The sequence below is a fragment of the Paenibacillus sp. XY044 genome, from assembly GCF_002257645.1.
Classification (GTDB): Bacteria; Bacillota; Bacilli; order Paenibacillales; family Paenibacillaceae; genus Paenibacillus_AQ.
Map to the genome: position 1 here is coordinate 257,521 of NZ_NQMO01000004.1, position 20,265 is coordinate 277,785.

Genomic DNA, 20,265 nt, shown 5'->3' on the forward strand with positions numbered 1-20,265 from the left:
CTTTTTGCGATTACAACACATCTTGATCACCTCCTATATTAACAATCTATGATTCTGCGAACAGATTTGATTGGACGTACAAGCACAATTTCATAGGTTGACGGACTAAATCACTCTTAGTGTCAACGAATAGTGTCAACGAAATCGTCGCACAGGGGTGGATGCATTCAATAGAAAAAGCCCCCATATCCTTGGCAGGAAAAGGGGGCAGTGGTTTGGTCATTAGGCTAATGATTTTTGCATGAAAATGACAATATCGGAGCGAATGCTGGTTCCGTTTTTATCATGGTATTCCCAACTGATTTGAAAATCGCCGTAACCCCAGTCTATATAACCCAGGTTTTCATATAGCCTTCTTGCCTCGGGATTATCTTTGCTGCTCACTTCCAAACCAATATGAGTGCATCCTCTTTCTCTTGAACATCTCTCAGCTTCGCGGATAATAGCCGTGGCAACACCTTTTTTACGGTAGTCATCTTTGGTGAGTCCCCCCTCCAGGAAGGCACTATGCGTTACATCGATATTTTGGGTTACATGGGGATCCTGAGGACCGCTCCATCGCAGTAAAAAGTGTCCAATCGGATGATTCTGATGCCATGCGATGAGATATACGCCTTCGCCTTTCTCCTGCACCTCGTATCGACGATACTGAGGTTTCGTCAGATTACCGGGTGAAAACACTTCTTCAAGAAAATCCAATTGAGACTCCTCGGCTGGTTTGACAACAATATCTAAATCGTGCTGATTCATCATTTCATCACTCCTACCGTTTAGTTTGAATATCATGGATTATGTAAATGAAAATCTAAGAAGATCTATGACTATAGCATGATGTGAGAAATAAAGCAAAAGCCGCCGACCGTGCTCCTTTTTCGATACTCTCGATCCAGCATACAACCCAACTTTATCTAAATCCCGCTTCTACCTAACACGGTTGAACGCTTTTCCAATAAGATATCGTATGCCATTCTTGATTGCGCCTTTCTGTTTGCTTCATTCCCCTGTGCTGCATTCGAACCGGCTTCCTTCATCCCGTGACTGCAACGGGTAAAAGAGTGGATCGCAGAGGCTGCCGCTGCCTGAATAAAGCGGCTTTTTGTTGTTCGTAAATGCCCTTAAAGGAATGATTGAATCTACTAATTTTTCATTTACTTTACAATTAGTGGGATTAATATCATAATTAGTAATCATATCTTTAATGAGGTGTTATATGAAATCTGTCTATATCACGAGTATGGGTAAGTTCCTCCCCGGCGCCCCGGTGGGCAATGAGGAAATGGAAGATTACCTTGGCAAAATCGGGGGCAAATCTTCCAAGACGAAGCGCATCATTTTGGAAAAGAACCAGATCAAGCAGCGCTACTACGCGATGGACAAGCAGCAGAAGAGCTTATACACAAACGCGGAGATGGCGGCCTCGTCCATACGTGAGGCGTTGGAACGCAGCGCTAACGTGCGTCCGGAGGACATCGAGTTCCTGGCGACAGGCACGACCCGTGCGGATCTGCTGCTGCCGGGTTTCGCGAGCATGGTCCACGCCGAGACGGGGCTGCCGGTGATGGAGATTTCCTCGCATTCGGGGTTATGCGCCAGCGGAATGCATGCGCTGAAGAACGCTTTTTTACATATCAAGTCAGGAGAGCACCGGACGGCCATCGCTTGTTCCAGCGAGTTCCTGAGCCGCGAGTTCAAACATACGAAATTCGAAGCGCAGGGCATTTACAGCAACGGCCGGGTGCCGTTCGACACGGATTTTCTGCGGTTTATGCTGTCGGATGGAGCGGGGGCGGCTATATTGCAGAACGAGCCTTCCGCCCATGGCCTGTCGCTTCGCATCGAGTGGATCGACAACAAGTCGTATGCCAATGAGTACGAGACCTGCATGTATTCCGGCATGAGCAAGGAGGACGGCAACCGATCTTGGCTGGATTATCCCTCCATTCATGAAGCGGCCGATCACGGGGCGCTAAATCTGAAGCAGGACGTCAGACTGGTGAACGAAATTACGAAGGTCGGGACGCGGCGGTTTTTGGAGCTGGTGGATGAGGGACGGATTGACCCGGACGCAGTCGATTGGATGATGGTCCATTATTCGTCGCATTTTTTCCGGGAGGAGATCTTCCAATTGCTTGAGCAGGGCGGCGTGACCATCCCTGAGGAAAAATGGTTTACGAATCTGTATACGAAAGGGAATACGGCGGCGGCTTCGATCTACATCATGCTGGAGGAGCTGCTGTATTCCGGACGCCTCTCCGCAGGGCAGAAGATCGTGTGCGTCGTTCCGGAAAGCGGCCGCTTTCAGGCATCGACGATGCTGTTGACGGTGGTTGGGGCTTCCTAGGGACCCTAGCCTTTTTTGAATTTGGGGATCATAGTACATCTTCCTCCTTGTTGCTTAACATCAAAACGTGCAGATAATCAGTAGCTTGGGCATTCCACATTTGTATAACGTTATCGGATGAATTGATGTAACGTATTTCTTTTTAATACAAGAGGAAAGGCTTAGGAGGCGCCCAATGGTCTCATATGTCTTGCCTGCAGTAAATAAATGAAGGGCACCCCCGTCGGGTGCCCTTCATTTGCTTCAAGAATCATATTTTTACCGGATTCATATGAATCTGGCTTGGCGAAAGCGGCTGCCGGAGGCAACGCCCTTAGGAGAGATTCGCTCGATCTCCGCCAAATCGTCGGCCGTTAGCGTTACCTGCAGCGCACCAAGGTTTTCCTGTACACGGTCGAGCCGTTTCGTCCCGGGAATCGGAATGATCTGCTCGCCTTGCGCCAGGAGCCAGGCCAGGCTCAATTGGGCGGGAGTGCAGCCTTTTTGCGCGGCTAACTTCTCGACCAAGGAGGCGACCTCAACGTTCTTCGCGAAGTTCTCGCCTTGGAACCTCGGGTAACGATGCCGGTAATCGTCCTCACTCAAGTCCTCAGGTTTCTTGATCTGACCGGTTAGAAAGCCGCGGCCGAGAGGGCTGTAAGGAACGAGGCCGATCCCCAGCCCTTTAAGAACCGGGAGGACATCATCCTCCACTTCCCGGCTCCACAGCGAATATTCGGTTTCGACCGCGGTAATCGGATGGACCGCATGGGCTCGCCGGATGATGTCGGCAGGTGCCTCCGACAACCCGATGTACCGGATCTTGCCTTGCTGAACCAGGTCGGCCAACGTTCCGACCGTTACTTCGATGGGGGTGTTGGGATCAGGCCGATGTTGGTAATAGAGGTCGATATAATCGAGACCCAGGCTGTAGAGGCTGGCATCGACGGATTTTTTGATGTAAGCGGGATCGCCTTTCGGGCCTTGACCGTGCGTAATTCCGAATTTGGTAGCGATAATCGCCTCGTCGCGTCGGCCCTTCAGGGCGCGTCCGACAAGATTCTCATTTTCCCCGAACCGCCGGAACTCCGGGTCTCCGTAAAAATCAGCCGTATCAAACATCGTGACGCCCAGATCCAACGCTCCCTGGATCGTACGGACGGATTCATCGTTATTCGGCATCGTCATCGTTCCAAGGCTGATGGCTGACACCTCGAGTCCTTCGCCTAGTTTTCTTTTCTGCATCGTAAAGCTCCCTCATTTCCTGCTTAGGATCGTTCGAACATGAACCCATTCTAAAAGATCCAACCCAAGGCAGCCACACACCGTTTTTACTAGTAAAAATATTACCCGTCAGCTTTCCGTATCCTCTGGTGCCGGCATATAGACACAGATGTGAAGATCTGGATTGTCGGACAGATTCGCCAGCGGCCGGATGTCATAAGCTACAGGATCAGCTGAAGGAGAGGGCTGCAAAATGACCCGGTCTAATTTCTTGAGCCGAATTTCGTACGGCTTCCACAATTGATCAAACTCCGGGTTGTTTTGGATCAGATGCTCCACCGTTGCTTCAAACCAAGGATCATCCCGGTGTTTATCGTAATTTGTCCTGAACACGGCAACCCCATAACTCGCGAATTCTTCGATATTCACGATTCGCCGGCGCAATTCTTCATTTTCAAATGCCAACCGAATTAAAGAACGCTCTTCGGCCGGAACGGAAGCGAAATTGGTTAACATCCTGCTAGCAGCCTCGTTCCAAGCGAGAAACTCGGTTCTCTTATTGGTAATATAAGAGGGATAAGCCACTTGATCGATGATTTTCTGCAGCTGCGGATCTAAGCTAGCCGAAGGCGCGGGAATCGGGTCGGGCGCATAAGGATTCCACAGCTGAAGCAAATGGCCTTTCTCGTCCGAAGATAATTGAAGTCCCCTGGCGATGCTTTCGATCACTTCCCTGGAGGCGGATAATTCTCTTCCCTGTTCCAGCCACGTATAATAAGTGGCGCTTACTCCTGCTAGAATGGCTACTTCCTCTCGCCGAAGTCCAGGCGTTTTCCGCTGACCGCTGGAAAAATTGAGGCCCGCATCCTCCGGCGAGAGACGTTCCCTGCGCGATTTGAGAAACGCTCCCATTGTTTTGGCCCTGCTGTTAGGTACCGTCATTTATGCTGATCACCACCTGTAGGTATGGTATCGTTCAAGTTATATCAGCACATCTTGGGCTGATTTACGATACAAGTATACCATAGGGTTTGGCAGCGATATGCTGGATAATGAACTCAGACAGGCTTGATTCATGAAGAAGGATCATTCAGTATTTTTTGAAAAAGGAGCCTAACATGAACATCGATTTTTTAAGCCAACTTCAAAGAATCCTAAGATTAAAGGATTTGGAAGCATGGGATATTACAATGAACGATAAAGATTGCAGAGTCATCATCGTGGATGAGGGGCGCCCAAGCCGTGATGAGGATTTTCCATGGCTTAAGGATGGAATAGGGGAGGATAGAAGAGAAAACCATATCACAGCACATGTATATTCTTCTGGAAGCTTAGAGGAAAGTGAAGAAAAAATGTTATATCACATTGCCGAACATCTTACGGATCACGTGGCATTAGCACATTGTCATGTCACTGTACTATTTAAACAAGAGAACGATTATGACCATGCTCTAGGCCGTTTGCTGCAAGCCAAGGGATATTCGGAGTATCACTCGATCCCTCTTAGCAAGTTCTTTCGTTTTTCTCAGGATTCGTGAGGACCTTTAGAAGTCATGACAAACATACTATGGGTCGACCATTTCGTAAGGTGCGATCATAGGTTTGTACTCAAATGCTAAAACGCTACTGACATGCTGATGTCAGTAGCGTTTTTATATAGTCATAAGAGATGATGTATTAAGGAGGCAACCATATTGGAAAAGAAAAGCGAAGATCAAACCATGCCGAATGCTGCTGGCCGGCAAAACAGCCGCTACTGGATTGGCGTTGTATCTGCCTCTCACGTGAAGCGGGGGGTTCAAGGCGGGTTTGCCCAGCTCTGTCATGGAAAAGCAGCACCTTTGCGCCGGATGAGTCCCGGCGATTGGTTGATATACTACTCCCCACGAACCGACATTTCAAAGGGAGAGCCGATTCAAGCGTTTACCGCCATTGGGCAGGTGAAAGATGACAGGGTCTACGAATACCGGATGTCCGAATCCTTTGTGCCATTACGTCGGGATATCCGTTACCTTCCATGCCGTGAAGTGAAGATTGCCGATCTATTGGACCGGCTTACCTTTACTCGCGGGAAGCGCAACTGGGGGTATGCATTCCGCTTTGGGCATTTTGAGATCGGATACGAGGATTTCCAGACGATTGCCAGCATCATGTTAGGTGATGTAGAAGACATGCTGGAATCCTAAATAATAATCCTAAAAATGGATTTTTTTTAGGTTGAAGCGAGTGGGTATCTTTTCCGTTAGTGGATCAAAGGCAGCCGATCATTTCTGTTCAGCTGCCTTCATGTCATCAAAACCATTCTCTGTAATTCAGGCCAACCACTTGTTTCGCGAACGCAGCATAGGATTCAATCCGGTCCGGGCATCGATCAATAGCCCACCTGAGGTTATCAAAAGCTCTAAGTAACTGAAAAGCCCTCATGTCAGCAAGGTCCTCTTCACTCAACCCATAGCCTTCTAAAAATGCTTTAAATTCCTCAATATTTGGACCCTCTCTTAACCCAAGCATTTGGTACTGCAGTACTTGATTCACTGTTCCATGCGGTACCACACTCACTTCAGCATTGCCCCAATCCAGCAATATAACTTGATTGGCGTGGACAATGATATTCTTAAAAGAGATATCTCCATGGATTAACCCAAAGCGATACGTCTCATTCTTCATATTCTCAAAAAGATTTTTTACTCTCTGTGATTCCTTCTGAGTAATTACTCCAAGTTTAATCAAGGGATCATGCTCTGTTAAACAATTGATATTATGCTGCACATCCCCTTGCAAACTGCCATCTGACTTTGCATGAGAAGGTGATTGAAACATACCACGGACTGGATCAATCAGGTTCTTTCCAAATCCTTTCACATGAATCGTATCAATAAGCTTCGCGTAGTCACCAAGCTGTCTCCAAATATCGGACTTGTGAACCTTACTGTCTAACCCGTTGTCGCCATGGATAAAAGTTTGAATCATATATGCTATTTCATCAACTATACCGATGGACAACACCTCGGGTCCAGGTATTCCAACAGCGGCTGCTTGTTCGATACACCATTTTTCCTTGATATAAGTTGGATACGTATCTTTATTGTTCATGCGGACAACGACCTTTTGACTCTTCGTTTCCACTACGAAAATTTGATTATCGATACCTTTACCTACAATGTGGTATGACGATTTTACTTCTTCCTGGAGAAAAATCCCTGCAATTCGTTCAGCTTGTGAAGCTACTAAGTCTTTCATAATCTTACTCTAACCCCCTCACAGATAAAATCCATATTAGCACGGGATCTCCTAATTCTGACAATAATAAATGCTTTAAATTTTTAAATATCATTAACAATAAAAAACCGGCACAAGAATGCGCCGGTTAACGAAATGCCAGTATAGACATATTCCTAAAAATGCCATGGATACATAATAGTCTATAAAAAAATTCAATATAAGTCTATTACTTTTTTTGCATAGATTGTATGTTATTAAAGCGACCGCGGCGCACAAACCAATCGGTAATCTTACCGAAAATATGGAAGGGAGAAATCCTGCATGATTACGCTCAGAAAAATTACGCTGGAAAACAGACGCGAAATATTTAAACTGGAAGTTTCGGAAGATCAGCGCCGCTTCGTTGCGTCCAATTTGTCCAGCGTAGCTTCGTGTTACGTCCTTACCACCAATGGGGGGCATCCTTTTCCGTTTGCCATTTACGCGGATGAGCAGCCCGTCGGTTTTGTGATGATTACGTATAAAATTACCGGTTACGATACCCCGTCCATCGCAGACGACGGCTATTGTATACTGCGGCTGATGATGGATCAGCGGCACCAAAACAAAGGCTACGGCCGGGAAGCCATGAAAAAGGTGCTGGAGTTTATCCGCACTTTTCCGGCAGGTCCTGCACAATACTGCTGGATTTCTTACAAGGCTGATAACAGGCCCGCCAAAAAGCTGTATGAGAGCTTCGGCTTCCGTGACAGTGGTGAAGTGATCGGAGACGAGCAAATCACGGTATTGCGGCTCAATTCGCGACCTTCTATTATTTGTGTCTAAGGATGCGCCAAACGCAAAACCAAACCTAAAACCAAGCAGCAGCCGGCCCAAGGACCGGCTGCCTTTCATTGATCTAGCAGGCCATTTGCAGCTCCTAGGTGGAGCCCTTTACTTTCCAACGGCATCATGCTAAACTGGATTTCGATAGTTATAGAACTGCGGAATAGATGGAGGAGGTGAGCATCATCATGGGTAATCATCAAACAGATCTGCAGGCCGTTAAGGTATATAAAGCTCTGGGGGAACCAACCCGGCTGAAGATCGCCTTGCTGCTCTCGAAAGAAAGCGATTTATGCTTCACGGCCATCGGTGAAAAGCTTGAATCAGTTGCGGGTTCGACGCTGTCGCATCATCTGAAGCAGCTGACGGATTCCGGTCTGATTGATTCACGGAAAAGCGGATCGTATATTCACTATAACGTCAATCGGGAAGTGGCGGAAAAATTTGCGCCTTATTTAATGGCGTAATTTTTTTAACCAACATTTCGACAGTTCTAGAACTGAGTAACTGATGGTTGTACAAGTCATCCTTTATACCCTATGAAGAAGGAGTGCACTCTTATGAGCGACAAAGCAAATACGATGGAGATTGGAATCAGTACGTTTCTTCATGCAGATCCCGAAAAAGGGGGTGTCTCACATGCCGAGCGTCTGCGTCAAGCAATCGAAGAGATCCAATTGGCCGATCAAGTCGGCCTTGACGTCTTTGCCATCGGCGAGCATCACCGTATCGACTATACAAGCTCGTCTCCAGCCGTCATATTGGCTGCCGCTGCGGCGACCACGAAAAAGATCCGTCTATCGAGCGCGGTGACGGTGTTGTCTTCGGATGATCCGGTGCGGGTATACCAGAGCTTTGCGACGCTTGACGGACTGTCGAACGGGAGGGCTGAGATCATGGCCGGACGAGGCTCGTTCATCGAATCGTTTCCGCTGTTCGGCTATGACCTGAAGGATTACGAGGAATTGTTCGAAGAGAAGCTGGAACTTCTGCTCAAGATCCGAGCTTCGGAGCGGGTGACATGGCGCGGCGGGCATCGTCCTGCGATTGACAATATGGGCATCTATCCTCGTGCTGTGCAGCAGCCTTTACCGGTCTGGATCGGCACGGGCGGCAGCCCGGAATCGGCCATTCGGGCCGGCTTGCTGGGACTTCCGATCGTCTTCTCAATCCTTGGCGGACCGCCGCAGCGATTCGCATCCTTGGTTGAGCTCTACAAGGAAGCGGCCGTGAAAGCCGGGCATGATCCAAATCAGCTGCAGATTGCTACGCACTCGCATGGCTTTATATCCGATACGACACAAGAGGCGTCAGAGCGGTATTACCCTGTGATGGCGGCCCAAATGAACCGGATCGGACGGGAACGCGGTTGGTCTCCTTATACACGTGACTCATACGATGCATCCTGCAGCCTTCATGGCGCTCTTTATGTCGGGGACCCTGAATATGTGGCGGAGAAAATCTTACTGCTGCACAAGAACCTGGGCCTGACCCGATTTCTCATGTACGTGGATTTCAGCACGCTCCCTCATCGTGAATTGCTGCGAACGATTGAGCTGCTCGGCACCAAGGTAGCACCGGTAGTCCGTCAAGAGCTCGACCGTCAAGCATCAAGCAGTAATGATGGAGCGCAGTGACCCGATCGGGGTGTTAGATGCCTAAGGATGGGGGCGATATTTTTTTAGTATGATTTCTACAGATTTAGAACTATAAAACTGATGGGAAGAGGAGAGATACGATATGAGATGGAAAATTTATATATTGGCGATTGCGAGCTTTTTAGTCGGAACCTCTGAGTTTGTGATTGCCGGCATACTGGATATGCTTGCAAAGGACGTTGGCGTGTCGGTAGCGGCGGCCGGCCAGCTGATTACCGTCTACTCGCTTGCCTATGCGATCGGTACTCCGATTCTGGTTGCGCTCACGGCAAGGATGGATCGGAAGAAGCTTATGCTGTTGGCTTTGGGTTTGTTTTTCATAGGTAACCTGTTCACCATCACATCTACCGGCTACGGCATGCTGATGGGAGCAAGAATCATACTGGCGATCAGCACCGGGGTATTCATGGTTGTCGCCCTTACCGTAGCGGCCAAGATGGCAAGTCCCGGTAAGCAGGGTGGTTCGATCGCCACCGTTCTCTTGGGCTTTAATCTCGCGCTCATTCTGGGGGTTCCTCTGGGGAGGGTCGTTGCGGGCTCGTATGACTGGAAGGTCATTTTCACGGGGATCGGGGTGCTCAGCCTGCTCGCCATGTTGGTTCTTCTGCTGGCGATTCCCAAATCAGAGGGAGAGGCTCCTGTTCCCATTCGGGAACAGCTCGCCTTGTTTAAAACGCCCCGGATTTCCGCTGCGCTGTCCATCAGCTTTTTCTGGATATTGGGATATACGATTCTGTATACCTATATTACGCCGTTTCTTCTGACCATCACGGGAATGAGCGAACGGATGGTAAGCATCGGGCTGTTTGCATTTGGGCTGGCAAGTCTCCTGGGCTCTCAAGTCGGCGGCTATGGTGCAGACAAATGGGGGATCCCCCGCACGATGGTAGGCGGTCTGATCTTTCACTCCGGCATTTTATTTTTGCTGGCGGCCTTCTCCCATTACTCTATGCTTGTGCTCCCATTGCTGATGCTGTGGTCCTTCTTTGCTTGGTCGACGGGTCCGGTTCAGCAAGTGTACTTAATCGGTATGGCTCCCCAGGCTTCGGGGATCATCTTAAGCTTGAACACCTCCATTGTGCAGTTGGGGATGGCTGCAGGGGCTGTTATCGGAGGCGTTATTGTGGACAGCATCTCTCTGACAGCAGCCGGCTGGCTGGGTGGAATAGGGGTCGCCCTTGGGCTGATCCCGGCCGTGTATTCTTTGACAATGCGCCGCCGGGCTGCATGAGAAGAGCTGGAAGCATGTGCTTTGGCTTTCGGATTTCTCCCTTAAGAAGGCTCTATACATTAAGAAATCCGAAAACAAGAGCGATCGTAGGAACATTTTACGCACTTGCCCCATCATCCACTTGAGCGATTCATCATCTAGCGTAAGTGCAATAGCTCGTCCAAAATAAAGGCAGCCGGCTTGTTAAGCGGCTGTCTTTTTGCGTCCAGCGAAACATGCCGACTCTGTTTCTTCGCCAGTTTATCTCCTTCCATTCGTTCATACTGCCACCTTGCCGAGCATAAGGAAAATAAGTAGCCCTATAACATAGAATGAACTAAAGAATGAATGTGTTTTAGGCCTCTAGTGAGCCGCTGTAAAAGGAAGCTCAACGCAAACCTTTAGTTCAATCTATATAAATGAAGCCAAAACGGAGAACAAACCGTATTAAAAATAAACTGTTACAATAAATGACATCCCAAAAGTTCATCATGTAGAATATGGTAAAGGATGAAATTAGTGATGAAGGAGGTGCAAACCTAATTGGGAATGAAATACATAAAACTGCTGGGTATCACGCTGGGGGTCATCATTGTCAACATCGTTCTGTTTTCTCCCGGTTTTATCGGCCTTAAAATCATCGGCGCGACCGCCCTTTCAACAGCACTCGGGGTTACCCTTCTTCTGGCGAGTGTCCTGGTCCTCATTTATGCGATCTACAGTTTAAACATGAAAACTTCAGTCGCCGTGCCGGTCAAACAGATCCAGACGCATGACGACTATGTGAATGCCTTGCAGCACTACAAGAAAGTAAAAGCGTTAGAAGCGGATATATCCTATGCTTTAAATCAGCTTGATCGCATCGCACGCAAGAAGTACAAATTGGTCGGCGTGTTAACCCAGCGTTTCGATCCGAGCGAGCTTAGCTACAAAAAATTCATGTCGACGGTCCAGGCGGTAGAAAACGTATTTTACCTCAACCTCAAAAGCATCCTGAACCGGCTGGGCGCATTTGACGAATCCGAGTTCAAAAGTCTCAGTGGATCTAAAGCCTCTCAACTACCTCCAGAATTACTCCAAGAAAGAAAGCAGATCTACAACGAGTATTTAACATTCACCAAGAACTCCCTGGCTACCAATGAGGAGATACTGCTCAAGCTGGATAAACTCCTGCTGGAAATATCCCGCTTAGATAGCTTCGAAGCGGGCGACATCGAGAAGATGCCCTGCATGCAGGAAATCGATCTGTTAATTAACCAAACCAAATATTATAAGAATTAGAGGTGTTCATGTGAAGAAGGGCAGGTTTATTCTGACTTCAGTGATCGTATTGATTTTTGTATTTGCACTTGTATATGGAGGAATTACGGTAACCTCGAATCTCGGGAAGTCGAAGGACCAGGTGACCGCAGAAGACGCTGGCAAGCGGCTGGATAAACTGTATTCGAAAATTTCACCCGAAACGGCAACACCCGTGAAAGGACAAATTGATCTGGACCCGGTGGATGTCGCTTCATCGCTTCCGGATATCAGTAAATTTCCGATTACAGTGCCGAACACGAATGATCATTATGTCGAGATCTTCTCATCGACCGAGAAGTCGGGAACAGGCGTGGACGGCTGGCTCACGGAGGCGGCGACGGAATTCAATAAAGCGAATGTGGCTGTAAACGGCACTCCCGTATCGGTCCAGGTCCGCAACATCGCCTCCGGCACGGCAGCGGATTATATCATGTCCGGCAAATACGTACCGGATGCCTTTACGCCTTCCAACGAATTATGGGGAGAAATGGTTAAGTCAAGCGGGGTCAAAACCCAATTGGTGTCTAAGCGCCTCGTGGGCAACGTTCCCGGGATCGTCATCAAAAAGTCCAAATACGATGCACTCGTCGAAAAGTACGGTTCCATCAATGTCAAAACGGTAACGGATGCGATCGCAAGCAACGAGCTTGTCATGGGTTATACGGATCCCTTCGCCAGTTCGACCGGTCTGAATTTTCTGGTGACTTCACTGAATACGTTCGACAGTTCCAATATTTTAAGCGATAAAGCGGTTCAAGGGTTCGAGAAATTCCAAGCGAACGTACCTTTCATTGCCTCAACGACGATCCAAATGCGGGATGCGGCCACATCGGGCTCCCTCGAAGGATTCATTTTGGAGTACCAGACATACGTCAACGCACCTGATCTGAAGAGCGGCTATGTCTTCACTCCTTTTGGCGTGCGTCACGACAGTCCGCTCTACGCGCTTGGAGATACTTCGCCGGAGAAGCTGGCCATTCTGAAAAAGTTCGCAGAATTCGTAACTCAGGATAAGTACGCTAAAGCAGCGAAAGACAAAGGTTTCAACGGTCTTGAGGATTACAAATCCGAGATGGCCCCGATTGACGGGAAACTGCTGACATCCGCCCAGAAAGTATGGAAAGAGAAGAAGAACGGAAGCAAGCCGATTGTCGCCGTATTTGTGGCGGATACGTCAGGCAGCATGGATGGCGAACCGCTGAACCGCCTGAAGGAATCGCTGATCAAAGGCCAAAAATATTTGGGCAAAGACAACAGCATCGGCATGGTGTCTTATTCCGACGACGTGACCATCCAGCTCCCGATCGGGAAATATGACGTCAATCAGCAGTCAATGTTCGTGGGAGCGGTGAACAGCCTCCAGGCCAGCGGCCAGACCGCGACGTTTGATGGCATCGTGGTCGCACTCAAGATGCTGCAGGACCAGCTTGCAGCCGATCCGAACATGAAGCCCGTTATATTCGTTCTAAGCGACGGTGAAACGAACAAAGGGAACTCTCTCAGCGATATTAAAGGGCTGATCGAGAACTATAAAGTTCCGATTTATACCGTTGGTTATAACGCCAACATTAAGGCTCTGCAAAGCATCTCCAGCATTAATGAAGCCGCCAGCATCAATGCGGACACCGATGATGTCGTGTACAAGATCGGAAACCTGTTCAACGTTCAAATGTAAGAATTAGCTAAAGGGGGAGGATGAAATATGGCATTTTCGATGAGCGTCTCTAGTAGGGAACAGATCCAGGCTGTTATTGAGGAGCAAGTAAAGCCGGTACCGGAAGAGGTAGCGAAGCTGAAAGAAATCGCCGATTCCAATGTGGCTTCCATTATGGAGCTGGATGTGGAGTCGCTGGATAAACGCAAGGAGATTTTGCAATCGATCGACGGTTTCGGGCTGGATACGATGAAGCTTTCTTCGGAGAAAAACAACTTGCTGCAGGTGTCTGTCGGCAATCTTTCGAAAGGCGGGGACGAAGGGGGCGCCGTTGCCAAAGGGCTGACGGAATTGCACACGCAGCTGAAGGATTTGGACCCCAGTCTGGTTGACTTTGCCAAAAAGGGATTCATCGGCAAGCTGTTCAACCCGCTTCGTGCATACTTTTTGAAGTTTGAGAAAGCGGACGACGTCATTGCCGACATTGTCGTATCCCTCGATAAAGGGAAAACGACGCTGAAGAACGACAATACGACGCTGGAGCTGGAGCAGCAATCGATCCGGGAGCTAACCAAGACACTGAAGAAAGAAATCCAGCTGGGGATGCTGATGGACGAATCCATCGAGGGGCAAATCGAAACAGCCAAGCAAAGGGGAGAAGACCCGGACAAGATCCGTTTTATTACGGAGGAAGTCCTCTTTCCGATGCGGCAGCGCGTGATGGATCTCCAGCAGATGCTGGTGGTCAACCAGCAGGGCATTATGGCTTACGAAGTGGTCATTCGCAACAATCGGGAACTGATCCGGGGCGTGGACCGGGCCAAAACCGTCACGATCTCGGCGCTGAAAATCGCGGTTACCGTAGCCAGTGCGCTTTACAACCAAGGCATTGTGCTTAAGAAAATCGAGCTTCTGAATCAGACGACGAACAATATCATTGCCGGAACATCCCGGATGCTAAAGGATCAAGGCGTGGCGATTCAGAAGCAGGCAATCGAAACCAGCGTGTCCGTCGATACGCTTAAGCAGGCTTTCTCCGATGCGATCTCCGCCTTTGAAGCGATCAGCTCTTACAAACAGGCTGCGCTCCCTAAGATGCGGGAGACGATCGATCAGTTCCGGGCCTTATCCGATGATGGGGAGAAGCACATTCAGCGTCTGGAAAAAGGGAAAGCACTGGGTTTGTGATTGGCTTTTATGGAAAGTCTATAATAAAACGAAAGTCAGCCGGTTTTGAGACCGGCTGCTTTTTTTTGAATAATTTCTCCATTATGTCACAAAATCAAATCGTGAATTGTCTTTAGGAGTGTTGAAACCAGGAGGGAGAGATAGAATGTATGGAAAAGCTGCTTGTCATTAATGCGCATCCGAAAGTGGAGGACGATTCATCCGTAAGCTTGACCGTGCTCCGGCACTTTATAGAAACTTATCGAAGCCTAAATCCGGAGGGACCTATCGAACAAATTGATTTATATTCGGAATATGTGCCTTGCCTCGATCGAATATTTTTCAGCGCACAGGAAAAAATGCAAAGAAACGAGCGTTTAACGGAGGAAGAACAGCGGCTCACTTCCCGGATGTCGGATATCCTTCGGCAGTTCAAGAGCGCCAAAAGGTACGTCATCGCCATGCCGCTGCATAACTTTAATATTCCTTCGAAGCTCAAAGACTATATGGATAACATTCTGATCGCCAAAGAGACCTTCGCCTATACGAACACTGGATCGGTCGGTCTGCTGAAAGACGGCCGGAACGTGCTCGTCATTCAGGCAAGCGACGCAATTTATACGAACCAGGATTGGTACACGGAAGTCGAGTTCTCCCATCGTTATTTGAAGGCGATGTTTAACTTTATGGGCGTCGACTATCAAATCATCCGGGCCCAGGGGAATCACGCCTTGAAGAGGGATGAGGTGCTGGCTAAGGCATTTCAAGAAGCCGAATCAGCGGCTGCCTCTTTGGGACAGCTGGGAATGCAAGTGTCCAATCAGGCAGGGAGCAAGTAATTCATCGTGAGGGCTAGCCCCAGATTCATGTCGGCTATGTTACAATAAGCGGAAAAGAGCGGGGACGGAGATGGGAAGATGACAACAGATACATCCAGTTTATATGTAGAGTATAAGCCGCTGCTGAGCAGCATCGCCTACCGAATGCTGGGGTCACTCACGGACGCCGAGGACATTGTGCAGGACATTTTTGCCGAGCTGGAAACGATGCAGACCGATCATATTTTAAACATGAAGGCCTATTTGCTTAAAATGGTTACCAACCGGAGCATCAATGTGTTGAAGTCGGCCCGCAAAACACGCGAAGTGTATACCGGCCCGTGGCTTCCGGAACCGGAAACGGCTGATGCGGGTCAAACTCCCGAAACTGCAGCGATTCAAGCCGAATCGGTATCCTATGCGCTTCTCGTCCTTCTGGAACAGCTGTCGCCAGTGGAGAGAGCCGTCTTCATCCTCCGGGAAACCCTCGATTACGATTACCGGGACATCGCTGAGCTGTTGGACAAAAGCGATGCGAACTGCCGGAAGCTGTACAGCCGGGCGAAGCAGAAGGTCAACACCGCGCCGATTCCAGGACGGGAGGAGAAAGCGGCCGCCGAGCAGCCGATTGCAGTGCCTGTAGAAAGCAATCGCGTCACTTCCGACCAGGCCAAGCATGCGGAGCTGCTATCCCGCGCCTTTATGGCAGCTGCGAATTCCGGCGATTTCAGGGAATTTGTCGGCATGCTTGCGGATGATGCCCGGTTGTATACGGATGGCGGCGGCAAGGTTCGCTCGGCGATCTTCCCGATTATCGGCAGCCATCGCATCCTGGCCTTTCTCCAAGGGATTGCCCCGGGAAATATCAAGCCGGAGGATCAGCTGCTGATCGACGTCAACGGGCTGCCCGGCCTGCGGTTGAACCGGGGCGACGAGCTCTTTGCGGTGCTGTCCTTCCAGTTTGACAGCGAATCGCGGCCTGTCCGTATGTTTATGGTGACGAATCCGGATAAACTGCGGCATGTGACCTTGTAAGGGATCAACATCGAAGAGTTAATCCAAAAGCATGTAACGGTGGAACAAAGAGAATAGGATCGGGAAGAATGGAAGCCACTCCAGGATCAGGGGCGGCTTTGAATTTTCGGTCAAGACATCTGACCGCCAACGAGAAATAGGCAACAAAAGGACAGCTGCAGAGCGATCGCAGCTGTCCTTTTTTTTGTCTCGATTGTGCAAGCGGATAATGGTTTGTCTGCCAGGGCTAAAGACGATTATCGTTTTCCGGGAAAGCCGTGCCTCTTCGCGCTCCAAGCGATGATCAAGGCGATCAGCAGCAGAATCAGCAGAACTGCCGGAAACGATTGGACGCCGGTTAGCTCGAGCAAAGCCCCGCCGACGATGCCCCCACCGGCGATGGCCAGATTCCATACGGTCGTATTGATGGGCATCACGATATCCACGCCTTCCTCACCGCTTGCATTCGCTTGGGCGGTCTGCAGCAGCGTTGCCGCACCGCCAAAGGTAAGCCCCCATAAGGCGACGGCGGCATAGACGACCGGTACTGATGTGCCGCCTACCCATAAAGCAGCCGAAACAAGGGCAAAACCAAGCAAGCTGAGCAGCGTCAACGGGCGCAGCAAGCGGTCGATGAGCAAACCGGTAATCCAGATGGAGACAATCGCAGCGAGCCCAAAGACCAGCAGGACCAGATCAACGCGGTTTCCCAGCCCGGAACGCTCGAGAAACGGTGCGATATACGTATATAGAATGTTATGGGCCAACATCCAGGTGAGCACCACCATGAGAATCGGACGGATGCCGGGCAGTACAAACGCTTGACCGATCGTCATGCGCTCACCGGCCTGCTGCCCGGGATAATCCGGGACCTTCCAGAGCACCCAAACCATAAGGATGAGGGTTAGAAGAGACATGAGTCCGAATACGGCCCGCCAGCCGATCAGGTCGCCGAGTAAGGTACCGGCCGGTACGCCGAAGGTAAGAGCAATCGGCGTCCCTATCATCGCGACAGCCAAGGCACGGCCTTTTAAGGCATCTTGTACCATGCGCCGCGCGTACCCGGCGATCATGCCCCATGCCGCACCGGCGGCTACGCCGGCAAAAAAACGGGCAATAAGGGTTAGCGCATAGCTGCTCGACAAGGCGGTAATGGTGTTGAAAACCAAAAATCCGGCAATAATGGCGAGCAGCAGCGGACGCCGCCTAATCCCGGCGGTAAACATGGCGAATGGAATGGCCGCGACAAGCGAGCCGACGGCATACAGGGTGACGAGCTGACCGGCCATCCCTTTGGAAATATTCAGCCCGTCCACGATGTGCGGCAGCAGTCCGGCTGGAATCGTCTCCGTGAGAATACAAATAAATCCGGTCATGGCAAGCGCCAGCAGTGCAAGCCAGGGAAGCCTGGCAGGGACGGCTTCCGGCTCTACCACTCCCGTGGATGATGACATATGGGACAAGTGAGTGACCTCCTTCGAATGGTAAAATGACTTATGGATCAATCATTCCATATATTAAGTTCAGTCCTGCCGACTTGTCAAGGACTTCTGGATCGATTAGTATATAAGTCATTAAGGAGGTTATCGTATGCCACGGACGGGACGCCCCCGAGCCTTTAATCGTGATGAGGCTGTACTTGCCGCGATGCTTCTGTTCTGGGAGCACGGCTTTGAATCCACTTCGCTGGCTGAGCTGCGCACAGCGATGGGGAATATATCCGCCGCAAGTTTTTACGCGGCGTTTGAATCGAAGGAAGCGCTGTTCCGCGAGACGGTGGACCGGTACAACTCCACTTATGGACGAGTGATGGAAAGTTTTCATGATCAACGGTTGGCACCAAAGGCCGCCATCGAACAAGGGCTGCGCCGCACGGCGCGCATGCAAACCGAAAGCACCCATCCACTGGGCTGCTTATTGGTATTATCCGGCATTAGCTGTTCTCCCGATAATCAGCACATCCAAGAAATGCTGGCCAAGGAGCGGGAGAAGAACCGGGGTGGGATTAAGGATTGCATCGAACGGGCAATTGCGAAGGGTGAGCTGCCCCATACGGTGGATGTTCCCATGCTGGTGACCTTGTTTGACACGTTTCTCCTTGGCATTTCGACGCAGGCGAGGGACGGCATCCCTTTCGAACAGATTGACGCAGCCATCACCCTATTGATGAGTGTCTGGGATACGCTCGCCGGCAAGAAGGAGAATTAAGCACAAGCGAGCGGTTCGGTACAGCCATTACTGCGATAAGACAGGCAGTCTGACAAAAACAGCGGGGGAGAGAATATGAACAAAACGGAACGGCAGCTCGCCATAACGCTGGAGCTGCAGCGAAGAAAGCTGGTCAGAGCGGAAGATTTGGCGGCCCAGTTCGAAACGAGCGTCCGGACGATTTACCGCGATATTCAAGCCCTGAGCGAAGCGGGAGTTCCGATTGCCGGGGCTCCCGGGCATGGATATTCGCTGATGGAAGGGTATTTCCTGCCGCCGGTCAGCTTTACGGCGGAAGAGGCCGTGGCCCTGCTGATGGGAGCGGACTTTATTGAGCAAAGGCTGGATGTGGATTACAGCCCGGTGGCGAAAGCAGCCAAGCGCAAAATTGAAGCGGTTCTGCCGGATCCGGTACGCGCTGAGTCGACGCGCGTACGGGACACGATGCGCCTTTTGCAAGCAGGCGAACCGGTCACCGGCCGGAAGGAAAAGGACTACCTCGGACAAATTCGGCGTGCGATTCTGGAGCGCCGCAAAATCAGGTTTGCGTATTTGAAGAAATTCGCGGAAACGGACGGGAGCCGGATGAATATAAGGGAGGCGGCCCCATATGGACTGTCGCTCGTTCAAGGGAATTGGACGTTGATCGCGTACTGCGACCTGCGGCAGGATATCCGCCATTTCCGATTGTCGCGGATGACGGAGCTTGCCATGCTCGAGGAGGGCTTTGCCATGCCGCCCGGATTTGATTTGAACCGTTACCAGCCGCCTGACGATCGTAACGTACGGGTGGTGGTTCGGGCGAATCCGAATATCGCGGACAAAATCGCCGAGACTGCGCATTTTTATATGGAAGAGACGGAGGAGCGGGAGGACGGACTGTGGGTTACCTTTCGCGTGCGTCAGCCGGAGGAGCTGCTCCCCTTTATCCTTGGATGGGGCGGGGAGGTTGTCGTGCTGGAGCCGGAATCTTTCCGCCGCCGAATTCAGGCTGAGGCCGAAAAAATATGGAACCGCTACTGACACGCTGTTGTCAGGAGCGGTTTTTTATATTGGGAGTATACCCAAGATCATTTAAAAGGAGTTGTTCCCATGTTGAAACGCACAGCGGAAGCGCAGCAAGACTTTGAGACAGCGGTGGACCGGTATTTGACCGAGCTGGAGGGCCTTAGTATGGACCAGCTGCTTAGTAAAACGAACGAGGAAGAATGGTCGATCGGGCAGATGTATCTGCATTTGATTCAATCAGCGCAGTTCATGCAACTGCAGCAAGTCGACCATTGCCTTGCGGGAAGCGGAGCGGCGCTCGCCACGACGGAGGACAAGTCCGAGATCGGCAGGACGGTGTTCGAGCTTGGAAGCTTTCCGCCTGTCCGGGTTCGCGTCCCGGCCTCGCCGCAATACACCCCGCAGCAGCCGGAGAGCAAGGAGCAGCTCATCGAAGGACTCCGGGGCGTAGTGGAGCGGATGAAACGGATGGAGCCCGCTGTGAGCCAGGCACCTGAGCAAAACAAGATCCCCCACCCGCGTCTTGGACCGTTAAGCGCCAAAGAGTGGTTTTTGCTGGTCGAAATGCATTATCGGCATCACTTTTTGCAGCTGGATCGGTTAAAAAGCGAATTAAGCTTGGTTTAATCCGTTTA

At 50.3% G+C, this 20,265-nt stretch carries 20 protein-coding genes; 15 read left to right on the forward strand and 5 right to left on the reverse strand.

Annotated features, from left to right (window positions below; all coding sequences use genetic code 11):
• Nucleotides 1–222 precede the first annotated feature (222 nt).
• Nucleotides 223–753 (reverse strand): GNAT family N-acetyltransferase, encoded by a 531-nt coding sequence (locus CJP46_RS18635; RefSeq protein WP_179281217.1) that lies wholly within the window; start codon nt 751–753, stop codon nt 223–225.
• A gap of 457 nt (nt 754–1,210) precedes the next feature.
• Here CJP46_RS18635 and CJP46_RS18640 point away from each other — a divergent pair, with 457 nt between their 5' ends.
• Nucleotides 1,211–2,341, forward strand: a complete 1,131-nt coding sequence (locus CJP46_RS18640) for a beta-ketoacyl-ACP synthase III (protein WP_094597133.1) — start codon at nt 1,211–1,213, stop codon at nt 2,339–2,341.
• Nucleotides 2,342–2,608: 267 nt separating this feature from the next.
• On the opposite strand, the gene CJP46_RS18645 is transcribed toward CJP46_RS18640, so the two are convergent.
• Nucleotides 2,609–3,565, reverse strand: coding sequence for an aldo/keto reductase (locus tag CJP46_RS18645; protein ID WP_094597134.1), 957 nt, complete (start codon nt 3,563–3,565; stop codon nt 2,609–2,611).
• Between the two features lie 108 nt (nt 3,566–3,673).
• Nucleotides 3,674–4,486: a helix-turn-helix transcriptional regulator gene (locus CJP46_RS18650; protein ID WP_094597135.1), complete on the reverse strand. Its 813-nt coding sequence runs from the start codon at nt 4,484–4,486 to the stop codon at nt 3,674–3,676.
• A 176-nt stretch (nt 4,487–4,662) separates the two neighbouring features.
• Between CJP46_RS18650 and CJP46_RS18655 the strand changes: the two genes are divergently transcribed.
• The gene (locus CJP46_RS18655) at nt 4,663–5,082 is read left to right on the forward strand and encodes a hypothetical protein (protein ID WP_094597136.1); all 420 of its coding nucleotides are present in this window, start codon (nt 4,663–4,665) and stop codon (nt 5,080–5,082) included.
• Nucleotides 5,083–5,265: 183 nt separating this feature from the next.
• On the forward strand, nt 5,266–5,730 hold the full coding sequence (locus tag CJP46_RS18660; RefSeq protein ID WP_094597378.1) for an EVE domain-containing protein: 465 nt from the start codon (nt 5,266–5,268) through the stop codon (nt 5,728–5,730).
• Nucleotides 5,731–5,836: 106 nt separating this feature from the next.
• Here CJP46_RS18660 and CJP46_RS18665 read toward each other — a convergent pair whose 3' ends face one another.
• Nucleotides 5,837–6,784 (reverse strand): phosphotransferase, encoded by a 948-nt coding sequence (locus CJP46_RS18665; RefSeq protein ID WP_094597137.1) that lies wholly within the window; start codon nt 6,782–6,784, stop codon nt 5,837–5,839.
• Between the two features lie 303 nt (nt 6,785–7,087).
• On the opposite strand from CJP46_RS18665, the gene CJP46_RS18670 reads away from it, so the two are divergent.
• From CJP46_RS18670 to CJP46_RS18710, 9 genes are all read left to right on the forward strand, one after another.
• Entirely contained in the window at nt 7,088–7,591 is a 504-nt protein-coding gene (locus tag CJP46_RS18670) for a GNAT family N-acetyltransferase (RefSeq protein ID WP_094597138.1), read from the forward strand.
• A 188-nt stretch (nt 7,592–7,779) separates the two neighbouring features.
• A complete protein-coding gene (locus CJP46_RS18675; protein WP_094597139.1) occupies nt 7,780–8,058 on the forward strand; it encodes an ArsR/SmtB family transcription factor in 279 nt (92 codons plus the stop codon).
• Between the two features lie 93 nt (nt 8,059–8,151).
• Nucleotides 8,152–9,228, forward strand: coding sequence for an LLM class flavin-dependent oxidoreductase (locus tag CJP46_RS18680; protein ID WP_094597140.1), 1,077 nt, complete (start codon nt 8,152–8,154; stop codon nt 9,226–9,228).
• Between the two features lie 103 nt (nt 9,229–9,331).
• Nucleotides 9,332–10,480, forward strand: a complete 1,149-nt coding sequence (locus CJP46_RS18685) for an MFS transporter (RefSeq protein ID WP_094597141.1) — start codon at nt 9,332–9,334, stop codon at nt 10,478–10,480.
• 528 nt (nt 10,481–11,008) lie between these two features.
• The gene (locus CJP46_RS18690) at nt 11,009–11,740 is read left to right on the forward strand and encodes a hypothetical protein (protein WP_094597379.1); all 732 of its coding nucleotides are present in this window, start codon (nt 11,009–11,011) and stop codon (nt 11,738–11,740) included.
• A gap of 10 nt (nt 11,741–11,750) precedes the next feature.
• Nucleotides 11,751–13,436, forward strand: coding sequence for a vWA domain-containing protein (locus CJP46_RS18695; protein ID WP_094597142.1), 1,686 nt, complete (start codon nt 11,751–11,753; stop codon nt 13,434–13,436).
• A gap of 27 nt (nt 13,437–13,463) precedes the next feature.
• Nucleotides 13,464–14,603, forward strand: coding sequence for a toxic anion resistance protein (locus tag CJP46_RS18700; protein ID WP_094597143.1), 1,140 nt, complete (start codon nt 13,464–13,466; stop codon nt 14,601–14,603).
• 149 nt (nt 14,604–14,752) lie between these two features.
• A complete protein-coding gene (locus tag CJP46_RS18705; RefSeq protein WP_094597144.1) occupies nt 14,753–15,421 on the forward strand; it encodes an FMN-dependent NADH-azoreductase in 669 nt (222 codons plus the stop codon).
• A gap of 78 nt (nt 15,422–15,499) precedes the next feature.
• On the forward strand, nt 15,500–16,435 hold the full coding sequence (locus CJP46_RS18710) for a sigma-70 family RNA polymerase sigma factor (protein WP_094597145.1): 936 nt from the start codon (nt 15,500–15,502) through the stop codon (nt 16,433–16,435).
• Between the two features lie 236 nt (nt 16,436–16,671).
• Here CJP46_RS18710 and CJP46_RS18715 read toward each other — a convergent pair whose 3' ends face one another.
• The gene (locus CJP46_RS18715; protein WP_094597380.1) at nt 16,672–17,868 is read right to left on the reverse strand and encodes an MFS transporter; all 1,197 of its coding nucleotides are present in this window, start codon (nt 17,866–17,868) and stop codon (nt 16,672–16,674) included.
• A 136-nt stretch (nt 17,869–18,004) separates the two neighbouring features.
• On the opposite strand from CJP46_RS18715, the gene CJP46_RS18720 reads away from it, so the two are divergent.
• From CJP46_RS18720 to CJP46_RS18730, 3 genes are all read left to right on the forward strand, one after another.
• Complete coding sequence (locus tag CJP46_RS18720; RefSeq protein WP_094597146.1) at nt 18,005–18,622, forward strand: TetR/AcrR family transcriptional regulator; 618 nt, start codon at nt 18,005–18,007, stop codon at nt 18,620–18,622.
• Between the two features lie 75 nt (nt 18,623–18,697).
• Complete coding sequence (locus CJP46_RS18725) at nt 18,698–19,645, forward strand: helix-turn-helix transcriptional regulator (protein WP_094597147.1); 948 nt, start codon at nt 18,698–18,700, stop codon at nt 19,643–19,645.
• Between the two features lie 69 nt (nt 19,646–19,714).
• On the forward strand, nt 19,715–20,257 hold the full coding sequence (locus tag CJP46_RS18730; protein ID WP_094597148.1) for a DinB family protein: 543 nt from the start codon (nt 19,715–19,717) through the stop codon (nt 20,255–20,257).
• Nucleotides 20,258–20,265: the final 8 nt, after the last annotated feature.